Origin of the sequence: Herbaspirillum sp. RV1423 (assembly GCF_000577615.1) — a bacterium.
Lineage (GTDB): Bacteria > Pseudomonadota > Gammaproteobacteria > Burkholderiales > Burkholderiaceae_D > Herbaspirillum.
Genome location: NZ_CBXX010000029.1, coordinates 18,348 through 28,946 on the forward strand (window position 1 = coordinate 18,348; position 10,599 = coordinate 28,946).

Here is a 10,599-nt window from a genome sequence, read left to right on the forward strand (position 1 = left end):
TGCCGGCGTCCAAGCCGGCATTTTTGTTTGCGCCTGCCGGTGCGTTCAGGCCGGCACCTTGCGACCGTCGCTGCGATGTTCGAAGAAATGGATGTCGCGGTCGGGACGCATCTTCAACGCCATGATCGCGCCGATCACCAGGAACAGCCCCGAACCGACGAACGGCAAATTCCAGTTGCCGGTCAGGTCGATCACCGTGCCGAAAACCACCGGCGAAATGATGGTGGCCAGCGCCGCGCCCGTGTTGAGCATGCCGCTGGCGGTGCCGGTATATTCCGGCGCGACATCCATCGGTACCGCCCAGATCGGACCGATCGTCAGTTCCAGCATGAAGAACGCGCCCGACAGGCACCATGCCACCACGTTCACGTCATGGCTCAGCATCACCGGCACCAGGAAGCACAGCGTGCCCAAAAGACTCAGCGCGATCACGCCCTGGCGCGCCATCGGCAGGCTGCCGGTCTTCTTCAGTACCTTGTCGCTGATCAGGCCGCCGGTGACGTCGCCGACCACACCGGCAAAGAACACGCCCGACGAAAAGATCGCCGACCTCTTGATGTCCAGATGGTAGGCGTTCATGAAGAAGATCGGCACCCAACTGAAGAACAGCGTGTTGGTCCAGACCTGGCAGAAGTAGACGAAGATGGTCGGCGACATGCGGCGCAAGATCTTCTTCCAGGGCGTATCGCCGCCGTTCGCCGTGACATTGACATGCTCCGGCAAGCGCGCCAGTTCGGCTTCATTGATCGCCCTGTGTTCGCGCGGATTGTCCTTGTAGTACAGCATCCATGCAATGATCCACAGCGCCGTCAATGCGCCGACGATGACAAAAGCCGCGCGCCATGAATGCAGCACGATCAGCAATGCCACGATCGGCGGCGCGACGGCATTGCCAAGGCGCGAGAACGAATGCGTGATGCCTTGCACAAAGCCGCGATCCTTGCGCTGGAACCAGTTGGCGATCGCGCGCGCCTGCGCCGGCAAGGCCGCACCCTCGCCGATGCCGAGCAGCAGCCGCGCCAGGATCAGCGACACCAGTCCGCTGATGAAACCGGTGGCAATCGTCGCCACGACCCAGATCGAACCGCAGACGATCAGCGTCTTCTTGGCGCCGAGCCGGTCGGCGAACCAGCCGCCGATGATCTGGAAAATCGCATAGGTGTAGCCGAAGGCCGAGAAGGCCAGCCCCAGCGTGGTATTGGACAATCCCAGCTCATCCTTGATCGGGCCGGCCGCCGCGGCAAGGTTGACGCGATCCAGATACAGGATGAAGGACATCGCGCAAAAAATGGCGAGCATCGTCTTTTGGACGTGCGTGGCGCGTCCGGCTGGACCGGCTGTTGAAGCGGAAATGGGTTGCATAGTCTCCTCGCGGAAGGTGCGGCGCCTGGACGGCGCTCGTTATAGTGATTGAAAAACAAGGGACCGGGATACGGTCCGGTTACGTCCTGATCCTGCTCTCTCCCATGCGGCAAGCCAGTTCGAAGGCGTTCTCCATGGCGGTGATCTTGGCGATGCCCTTGCCGACGATGTCGTAGGCGGTGCCGTGCGCCGGCGTGGTGATCGGAATCGGCAAACCGCCTTCGACCGTCACGCCGACATCGAAACCGAGCAGCTTGGTGGCAATCTGTCCCTGGTCGTGGTACATGCTGACGATGCCGTCGAGCTGGCCGTTCCTGGCGCGCAGGAAAATCGTGTCGGCCGGGAACGGTCCGGTCGACGGATAGCCCTTCGACGCCGCCAGCGCGATGCCGGGCGCGATGACGTCGATCTCCTCGCGGCCGTAGTTGCCGTTGTCGCCGTTGTGCGGATTGAAGCCGCAGACGCCGATGCGCGGCGCGGGCTTGCCGGCGGCGCGGAAGGCATCGGTCAGCATGACGATGGCCTGCGCCACGCCTTCGACGGTCAGCACCGACGACACGTCTTTCAAGGGCATGTGCGAAGTCACCCGACCGGTCCACAAATCATCGAGGATATTGAGCTCGCCGCAGGGACCGTCGTAATCGAGCAGCTTGGCGAACCAGCGCATTTCGTCCTCCTCGTGCATGCCGCCCAGGCGCATGGCGCCTTTGTTCAGCGGCGCGAAGCACAAGGCGTCGGCCTTGCCATCGGTCACCAGCCTGGTGCCTAGCCTGAGCGAATCGAGGATGAAATTGCCGTTGTCGACGCCGGCCACGCCGGGAGCGTACTCGCGGCTGTCGCCTTCCCATTCCTGAATCGTCAGCCAGTCGGAAGCGCGCGGCACCGCTACATTCACGGCCTTGGCAGCGCGTTCTATCGCCGCGCGGTTGCCGATCAGCGTGACCTCGGCGCGCTTGCCGACGGCCGGCAGCGCCAGCAGTTGCACGACCAGCTCCGGGCCGATGCCGGCCGGGTCGCCGATGGTCAGGGCGATGCGAGGTTTCTTTGCGGATGAATGGGGTACTGCTGGCATGCCGGCTCCTGTTGGGTCTTGTCGTCAGGAGCAGACTATAAGGGCGCGGCCCGGCCGGCTTCCATCGCTATTTCGGCGAATCAGGATTCGCATTTTGCGAAACCGGCCCCGACAGCGCCTGCACCAAGGATGTCGCCGCCGAGGACATGGCCTGCTCAGGCTGATGGCAGATGACGAAACGGCGCGTGGCCCATTCGCCTTCGATGGGAATTCTGCGGAATTGCTCGCCGCCGGCCAGCAGCGCGGCAACGGCGGCCGGCATCAGGCCGATGCCGATGTCTTCGGCAATCATCGCCGCCATGCTGTGGAAGCTGCGCACCATGATGCGCATGTGCAGCATGCGGTTCATCTCGGTCGCCAGCCGTCCCAGCATCAGAGAAATCGCCGCGCCTTCGCTCAGGCCGATGACGTTGTGCGGCAGGATGTCGTCCAGCGTCACGCTGCCGCGCCCGGCCAGCGCATGCGTGCATGGCGTCACCAGCACCAGCCGGTCTTCGCGATACGGCGCGCTCGGCAGCATGGCGCCGCCGAGCGTGCTTTCATAAATGCCGATATCGGCGACGCCGCGCGTCACCGTCTCCAGCACGCCCTGGCTGTTGAGCTCGATCAGGTCGATCTTGATGCCGGGGTACAAGGCGTTGCAGCGCTTGATGTCCTTGGCCAGGAATTGCAATACCACCGAGGTGCATGCCGCCACGCGCACCACGCCCATGTTCCCCATGAGGAAAGCGTTCGCATCGTCCTGCATGCGCGCCACCGAATGGATCATGCTGCGCACATGCGCCAGCAAGGTGCGCCCCGCATCGGTCAGCGCCATGCCATGCGGCAGCCGGTCGAACAGGGTAATGCCGAATTGCGCCTCGAATTCCTGGATGCGCCGCGACGCCGCCGCCGGCGCGAGATGGATGCGCTCGGCCGCCTTGGTGACGGCGCCGAGTTCGGCCGTCGCTTCAAACAGGCGCAACGTGGTCAGGTCGAAATGGATGCGCTCGGAAGAAGGATCGGGACGGGAGGACATAGGTTTGGCTTTGGGCTGGAAAGAGGGCTGGACGCTGATGCCGTTCAGTTTAAACCTGAAAATGTCCATCCCTCCTCGCAACTTCATCACAACCGTCGTCCTGGCGAAAGTCAGGACCCAGCGTCGTATCGGACGTTTTCACGTCTTCACGTCTTCACGACACTGGGTCCCGGCGTGCGCCGGGACGACAGCGACAGAGAGCCTAGCCCTGCCCCTGGCTGATCAATCTTGCGAATTCGCGCGCCGCCGCTTCGGGATCCTCGGTCATGTAAACGCTGCTGATCGCCGCCACCATGTCGGCGCCCTGCGCGATCAGCGGCTGGCAATTCTCTTGCGTCATGCCGCCGATGACGACGACCGGCAACGGGATGTCCTTTTTCGACTCGGCCACGATTTCCGGCGCGGTCTTGAACGCGTATTTCTTCACGCGCGACGGATAGAAGCCGCCGAAGGCCACATAGGTCGCGCCTGCCGCATGGGCGTCGTGCGCCAGTTGCAAGGTGCCGTAGCATGATGCGCCGACGATCTTGTCTTTGCCGACCTTCGCGCGTACTTCCGCCACCGACGCATCGGTGCCGCCGACATGGATGCCGTCGGCGTCGAGCTCGATGCACAGGTCGACGAAGTCATTGATGATGAACGGCGTGTTGCGGCGCCGGCAGACCTGCAACAACGCGCTCGCCTGCTCCTTGCGCAAGGCGGCGTCGGCGGTCTTGTGGCGGTATTGCACCAGCGTCGCGCCGCCCTTGATGGCTTGTTCGGTTGCGCCGACCAGTTTGTCGGTGTCGTCCCAGTCCGGAGTGACGATGTACAGGCCGCGCAAATTCCATTGCTTGCCGGTTTCATTCATTTCTTTTCTCCCGCATAAAGAGGCACGCGATTGGGAATGCGCTGTCCTGCCGCAATCGCATATGAGGTTTCCAGCGCATGCTGGCAATACGCCTGCGCCGCCGCGATCGCATCGCGCATCGCCAGTCCCTGCGCCAACTGCGCCGACAAGGCCGCCGCCAGCGTGCAGCCGCTGCCGTGGAACTCGTCGGGCAGGCGGCGCCAGCTCCATGCTTCGCATGCGCCATCGGGACCGAACCAGCGATTGACCACATCCTGATACTGCGGACCGTGGCCGCCCTTGAGCAGTACGTGTTTGCAACCGCGCTGCATGAATATGCCCGCTTGTTGCTCGGGCGTGTATTCGCTGCCGCACAGACGGTTGGCCTCGTTGAGGTTAGGCGTGATGACGGTGGCGACCGCATGCAAGGGTTCGATTGCCAACGCCGCGTCGTCGGTCGACAAGCGGTCGCCCTTGCCGTTGGCCAGCACCGGATCGAACACCACCGGCAAATCCGGCTGGTGCGCGCGCAATTGCAGGATCAATTCCGCAATCGTCTCGGCGTTTCGGCGGTTGCCGGCAATGCCCAGCTTGACCGCCCTGATCTCGAACCGGTCGATCAGCACCTGCGCCTGATGGCGTATCAGTTCCGCATCCAGCGGATGCACCGCGAACACGCTGACGTTGTCCTGCACCGTCAGCGCCGTCGGCACCGACAAGGGATGGCAACCGAGCGCGCTGATGGCGGGAATATCCGCCTGCATGCCGGCGCCGCCGCTCGGATCGAAACCGGAAAACACCAGCACGCAGGGCGGCGCGGCGCGGTATGCGTTCACCGGCGGGTTCATGCCACCCGGCCGGCCATCGGCGACGACGGCGAGGCGGCAAAGCGCCTGGGAATGCGGCCTGCGAGGAAGGCCTCGCGACCGGCCTCCACCGCCAGCTTCATCGCCCGCGCCATGCGCACCGGATCGCGCGCGCCGGCAATCGCGGTATTCATCAACACGCCGTCGCAGCCGAGCTCCATCGCAATCGCCGCGTCGGATGCGGTGCCGACGCCGGCATCGACCAGCACCGGAATCTTCGATTGTTCGATGATCAGCGACAGGTTCCACGGATTCAGGATGCCCATGCCGGAGCCGATCAGCGACGCCAGCGGCATCACCGCCACCACGCCGAGATCTTCCAGCATGCGCGCCTGGATGGGGTCGTCGCTGCAATAGACCATCACGTCGAAACCGTCCTTGACCAGCGTCCCGGCAGCCTTCAAAGTCTCCGGCATGTTCGGGAACAGGGTCTTCTCGTCGCCGAGCACTTCGAGCTTGACCAGCTTGTGGCCGTTGAGCAATTCACGCGCCAGTTGCAGCGTGTAGACCGCGTCCTCGGCGTTGTAACAGCCGGCCGTGTTCGGCAGGATGGTGTAACGCGACGGCGGCACCGCGTCGAGCAAACTCGGCGCGTTGGGGTCCTGGCCGATGTTGACGCGGCGGATCGCCACGGTGATGATGTCGGCGCCGCTGGCCTCGGTGGCTTCGCGCGTTTCGTTGAGGTCCTTGTACTTGCCGCTGCCGACGAGCAGGCGGGAGTTGTAGGTCTTTCCTGCTATTGTCAGGCCCGTGTCTCTGGACAGTGCGGGCGTGTCGTTCATGTTCATTTCGTATCCTTTCGTGCGTTTGCAAACTTTTTTTGCGCGGGGATCATGCTGTTTTTGCGTAACTGATTCTGTTCTTTCTTCGGACGACCTTGGGTTGCCGGGGGCTGAAGCACTGCTTCAGCAAACGGCAGCCGCTCACTTTTCTTGCTTCGCCAAGAAAAGTAAGCAAAAAAAGGGTTGGAGCACTGCTCCAACCGGTTCGTCGCCCCCTTCGGGGGTGCCCGGTGTCGGCAGGCACAAATCGGGAAGGGAAAAAACTCGCTTCGCTCAGACAGTTTTCCCTTCTTTTTCCGATTTGCACCCGCCGACACCGGCGACTCTCAAGCGGAACTGCTGATCCGGCTCGCTACGCATTGCCGGATCGGTTCGGTGACGCGCAACTTTCTGCGGTCTATTTTTTCGTCGTTCCAACGCAAGTTGGAACCCAGTGTCGTGAAGCAGGTTGAGCGATGCATTAACGTCACTGGGTCCCAGCGTTCGCTGGGACGACGGACCGATGAGTACCCACTGAACGTCTGAGACTGCGATGCGAAGCGAGCAGTCCGGCAGTTCCGCTTGGAGCCAGCCAGTGGTGCGATGTGAAAAATGGATAAGAGGAAAACTTTGTCTGAGCGAAGCGAGTTTAGTTTTCCTCCCATTTTTTGCGTCGCACCACTGGGCACCCCGAAGGGGCTGGATCCCGCGGTCGCCTTTCTTTGCTTACTTTCTTTGGCGAAGCAAAGAAAGTGAGCGGCTGCCGGGCCGCCCCCGGCAACCACGGTCGTCCGAAGAAAGAACAACCTCAGTTACAGCAACAAACAAGTCCGAAGAAAACACGCCACTGGGTCCTGACTTCCGTCAGGACGACAGAGCAGGAATCAACCTCCGCCGATAGCTCGCACCACATCCACCCGATCCGCTTCAACCAGCAACCGCCCCGCCCACAACTGCGAAGGCACCACCTGCCGGTTCACCGCCACCGCCACCGCCTTCCCGGTCAGCTCCAGCGCAGCAATCAACTGCACCAGATCAGAACCTTCGGCGATCGCATGCGGCTTGCCATTCAATTCGATCTGCATCGCATCCACCGCAACAATCAGGTCTTCGAATAAATCTCGGCGCCCATTTTGACGAACTCCACCGACTTCACCTCCATGCCCTGCTTGAGCGCGGCGATTTCCGAGATGCCTTCCTTGGCGGCGTAGTCGCGCACTTCCTGCGTGATCTTCATCGAGCAGAAATGCGGGCCGCACATGGAGCAGAAATGCGCCACCTTGGCCGAATCCTTGGGCAAGGTCTCGTCATGGAATTCACGCGCCTTGTCGGGGTCGAGGCCGATGTTGAACTGGTCTTCCCAGCGGAATTCAAAACGCGCCTTGGACAAGGCGTTGTCGCGGATCTGCGCGCCCGGATGGCCCTTGGCGAGATCGGCGGCATGCGCGGCGATCTTGTAGGTGATGATGCCGTCCTTGACGTCGACCTTGTTGGGCAAACCGAGATGCTCCTTCGGCGTGACGTAACACAGCATCGCGGTGCCGTACCAGCCGATCTGCGCGGCGCCGATGCCGGAGGTGATGTGGTCGTAACCCGGCGCGATGTCGGTGGTCAAGGGTCCCAGCGTGTAGAACGGCGCTTCGTGGCACTGCTCCAGTTGCAGGTCCATGTTTTCCTTGATCAGATGCATCGGCACGTGGCCGGGGCCTTCGATCATCACCTGCACGTCGTGCTTCCAGGCAATCTGGGTCAGTTCGCCCAGCGTCTTCAGCTCGCCCAGTTGCGCTTCATCGTTGGCGTCGTAGATCGAACCCGGACGCAGACCGTCGCCGAGGCTGAAGCTGACGTCGTAGGCCTTCATGATCTCGCAGATGTCTTCGAAATGTTCGTAGAGGAAGGATTCCTTGTGATGCGCCAGGCACCACTTGGCCATGATGGAACCGCCACGCGAGACGATGCCCGTCATGCGTTTGGCGGTCAGCGGCACGTATTGCAGACGCACGCCGGCATGGATCGTGAAGTAGTCGACGCCCTGCTCGGCCTGCTCGATCAGCGTGTCGCGGAAGATTTCCCAGGTCAGGTCTTCGGCCTTGCCGTTGACCTTTTCCAGCGCCTGGTAAATCGGCACGGTGCCGATCGGCACCGGCGAATTGCGGATGATCCATTCGCGCGTTTCGTGGATGTTCTTGCCGGTCGACAGGTCCATCACGTTGTCGCCGCCCCAGCGGATCGCCCAGGTCATCTTCTCGACTTCTTCGCCGATGGAAGACGTCACCGCCGAGTTGCCGATGTTGGCGTTGATCTTCACGAGGAAGTTGCGGCCGATGATCATCGGTTCGACTTCCGGGTGATTGATGTTGGCGGGGATGATGGCGCGGCCGCGGGCGACTTCGTCGCGCACGAATTCCGGCGTAATCGTCGCCGGGATCGAGGCGCCGAAGGATTGGCCAGGATGCTGCCGGCCCATCAGGTCGGCCAGCTTGTTGCCCATCGGACCGGAGGCTTTCAGTTGCTCCAGGTATTCCTGGCGGCGCAGGTTTTCGCGGATGGCGATGAATTCCATTTCCGGCGTGACGATGCCTTTGCGGGCGTAGTGCATCTGCGTGACATTGCCACTGAGATTGCCACTGAGATTGCCGCCGGCTTTGGCGCGGCGCGGCTTGCGATGCAGGTTGAAGCGCAGTTCGGCCAGGGCCGGATCGTTCAGGCGCTGCCGGCCGTATTCGGAGCTCGGACCGTCGAGTTCTTCGGTGTCGTTGCGCTCCAGGATCCACGGCAGGCGCGGCGCCGACAGGCCGGCACGGATGTCGATCCTGACGTCGGGGTCGGTGTACGGACCGGAGGTGTCGTAGACGTAAATCGGCGGATTCTTTTCCGAACCGAACATCGCCGGCGTATCGGACTGGCTGATCTCGCGCATCGGCACGCGGATGTCGGGACGCGAACCGGTGACGTAAATCTTGCGGGAATTCGGTAAAGGCTGGACGGCTGCTTCGTCTACCGTGGCGGTAGCGGAGAGGAATTTCGGATTGGCGTTCATTTTGGCTCCTTTGCGGTTGGCTTGGAGCCAGCAAAGGAGGATTCGGAGGGACGTGTTGCGTGATGACGATGCAATACGGTAGTTCCGGCGCTTCCCTTCGCTGGCATTACCCAGATCAGGTTCAAGGGTATTTCTCACCCGCCTGTCGTTCCATCCGACAGCCAGGACCCCTAGCAGTACTTCGTTCAGTTTCAAACGTCGTGGGCCGGATTCTACACCCATCGGCAACTCGCTCTCAACTACACCCGGCTTTTCTTGCAGTAATTGTTTTTTAGCAACAATTACTGCAATTAAGTTAACAAAATACTATTTATAAAACGTAAATTTGTTATTTTATTTTCTATATTTCCCTTCAGGCGCCACCGAAAAGCTCCGATAAAGCCACTGAGACGTTTTGCCGGCGTTTGTATTACGACAATTATTTTCCGCAAGGAGATATTGTGGATTACTTCATCAGCCGCCCTGCCAGGCAGGGGAAAAATCATGCAGGTCTTGCAACATCGGATGCACGACCTGCCGTCCACCGACTGCCCATCGTCGGTGCACTGGTCTTGTCATGCCTGGCAAATGTCGATGAGGCCCAGGCCGCGACCACCATGCAGTGCGGGGTGATCGGCACTACCTCGGCCACTGGCAATGGTTGTACTTCGACAACCTCGGCCGATGCGACCTCCATCGCGATCGGTGCCGGCACAGGCGCCAGCGCAACCGCGCAAAACAGCAGCGTGGCCGTTGGCGGCAACGCAAGCGCGACGGGCCAGCAGACGGTTGCCCTGGGCAGCAACACCAGCGCCACCAATGCCTGGGCCATTGCCATCGGAAACAATGCCGGCGCTACCGGCCAGAGTGCTACCGCTATAGGCAATGGGGCCAAGGCCTACAGCCAGGCTGGCGTTGCGCTCGGCTACAATTCCGTGGCAGGACTCAGCGGCGGCGGCGTCCTCTACGATACTGCCGTTGGTCCGGCCGCCAGCGCCACCGGCGGCCAGTCAAGCGCTTTCGGTTTGAGCGCTAACGCATCGGGCGCCAATGCAACCGCCATCGGCAGCAGCGCCGCCAGCTCCGGCACATCCGCGTCCGCCTTCGGTACATCGGCGCAAGCGATCGGGAACACCTCCCTGGCCGCAGGTTCCAGCGCCACTGCATACAACACCAACAGCGTCGCCTTGGGCAATAGTGCTGTGGCAGGCGTCTCCGGCTCCGGCACGATCAATAACGATACCGCCGTCGGCGCCTCCGCCTCGGCTACCGGCGGCTATGCCGTGGCGCTGGGCGCGTTCAGCGTCAGCAGCGGCAATCATGCCATCGCCATCGGCCTGAGTTCCAACGCCAGCGCAGCCTCCGCCATCGCCATCGGCGAAAACAGCGCCTCCTCAGGCAACAACAACGTTGCCCTGGGCTTCGGCAGCAGCGCCCAGTCCGCCGGCACAACCGCATTGGGCGCCGCCGCATCTGCGACGGCGGCAGCGGCTACGGCAGTAGGCTTGAGCGCACATGCGACCGGCGCCAATACAGCAGCCTTGGGCAACAATGCCACCGCCGCCGGCGCCAATGCCGTCGCCATCGGCAACTCAAGCACGGCGCAGGGCGCCAATTCGCTGGTGGCCGGCAATCTGGTCAACGCCTACAACAGCGGCGACACGGCGCTGGG

8 protein-coding genes, 1 pseudogene and 1 riboswitch are annotated in these 10,599 nt (G+C 62.1%); of the genes and pseudogenes, 1 reads left to right on the forward strand and 8 read right to left on the reverse strand.

Features of this window, described 5'->3' with window-relative positions; genetic code table 11:
* Positions 1-45: 45 nt before the first annotated feature.
* The 8 genes from RV1423_RS20470 to thiC all read right to left on the reverse strand — a co-directional run bounded on the left by RV1423_RS20470 (position 46) and on the right by thiC (position 8,948).
* Complete coding sequence (locus tag RV1423_RS20470) at positions 46-1,299, reverse strand: MFS transporter (RefSeq protein WP_051516826.1); 1,254 nt, start codon at positions 1,297-1,299, stop codon at positions 46-48.
* Between the two features lie 142 nt (positions 1,300-1,441).
* Positions 1,442-2,434 carry a 4-hydroxythreonine-4-phosphate dehydrogenase PdxA gene (locus RV1423_RS20475; RefSeq protein ID WP_034300710.1) on the reverse strand — a complete coding sequence of 331 codons (993 nt, stop codon included), beginning with the start codon at positions 2,432-2,434 and terminating at the stop codon, positions 1,442-1,444.
* Positions 2,435-2,501: 67 nt separating this feature from the next.
* Positions 2,502-3,521, reverse strand: a complete 1,020-nt coding sequence (locus RV1423_RS20480) for a LysR family transcriptional regulator (protein ID WP_231502440.1) — start codon at positions 3,519-3,521, stop codon at positions 2,502-2,504.
* Between the two features lie 133 nt (positions 3,522-3,654).
* A complete protein-coding gene (gene thiE / locus RV1423_RS20485; protein WP_034300712.1) occupies positions 3,655-4,302 on the reverse strand; it encodes a thiamine phosphate synthase in 648 nt (215 codons plus the stop codon).
* Positions 4,299-5,117, reverse strand: coding sequence for a hydroxymethylpyrimidine/phosphomethylpyrimidine kinase (locus RV1423_RS20490; protein WP_373419974.1), 819 nt, complete (start codon positions 5,115-5,117; stop codon positions 4,299-4,301). The genes thiE and RV1423_RS20490 overlap by 4 nt, the downstream gene beginning before the upstream one ends.
* A gap of 8 nt (positions 5,118-5,125) precedes the next feature.
* A complete protein-coding gene (locus RV1423_RS20495; protein ID WP_034300716.1) occupies positions 5,126-5,935 on the reverse strand; it encodes a thiazole synthase in 810 nt (269 codons plus the stop codon).
* 857 nt (positions 5,936-6,792) lie between these two features.
* On the reverse strand, positions 6,793-6,993 hold the full coding sequence (gene thiS / locus RV1423_RS20505; protein ID WP_034300722.1) for a sulfur carrier protein ThiS: 201 nt from the start codon (positions 6,991-6,993) through the stop codon (positions 6,793-6,795).
* Between the two features lie 17 nt (positions 6,994-7,010).
* Entirely contained in the window at positions 7,011-8,948 is a 1,938-nt protein-coding gene (gene thiC / locus RV1423_RS20510) for a phosphomethylpyrimidine synthase ThiC (RefSeq protein ID WP_034300723.1), read from the reverse strand.
* A 75-nt stretch (positions 8,949-9,023) separates the two neighbouring features.
* Positions 9,024-9,130: riboswitch (TPP riboswitch) on the reverse strand.
* Positions 9,131-9,544: 414 nt separating this feature from the next.
* On the opposite strand from thiC, the pseudogene RV1423_RS30905 reads away from it, so the two are divergent.
* Positions 9,545-10,513: pseudogene (locus tag RV1423_RS30905) on the forward strand (hypothetical protein); the annotation flags it as partial.
* Positions 10,514-10,599: the final 86 nt, after the last annotated feature.

What these genes read in the sequence shown, in the direction of transcription:
- RV1423_RS20470 (WP_051516826.1), bottom strand. Translation starts at nt 1,299, where the DNA reads ATGCTCGCCATTTTTTGCGCGATGTCCTTCATCCTGTATCTGGATCGC.
- RV1423_RS20475 (WP_034300710.1), bottom strand. Translation starts at nt 2,434, where the DNA reads ATGCCAGCAGTACCCCATTCATCCGCAAAGAAACCTCGCATCGCCCTG.
- RV1423_RS20480 (WP_231502440.1), bottom strand. Translation starts at nt 3,521, where the DNA reads ATGGACATTTTCAGGTTTAAACTGAACGGCATCAGCGTCCAGCCCTCT.
- thiE (WP_034300712.1), bottom strand. Translation starts at nt 4,302, where the DNA reads ATGAATGAAACCGGCAAGCAATGGAATTTGCGCGGCCTGTACATCGTC.
- RV1423_RS20495 (WP_034300716.1), bottom strand. Translation starts at nt 5,935, where the DNA reads ATGAACATGAACGACACGCCCGCACTGTCCAGAGACACGGGCCTGACA.
- thiS (WP_034300722.1), bottom strand. Translation starts at nt 6,993, where the DNA reads ATGCAGATCGAATTGAATGGCAAGCCGCATGCGATCGCCGAAGGTTCT.
- thiC (WP_034300723.1), bottom strand. Translation starts at nt 8,948, where the DNA reads ATGAACGCCAATCCGAAATTCCTCTCCGCTACCGCCACGGTAGACGAA.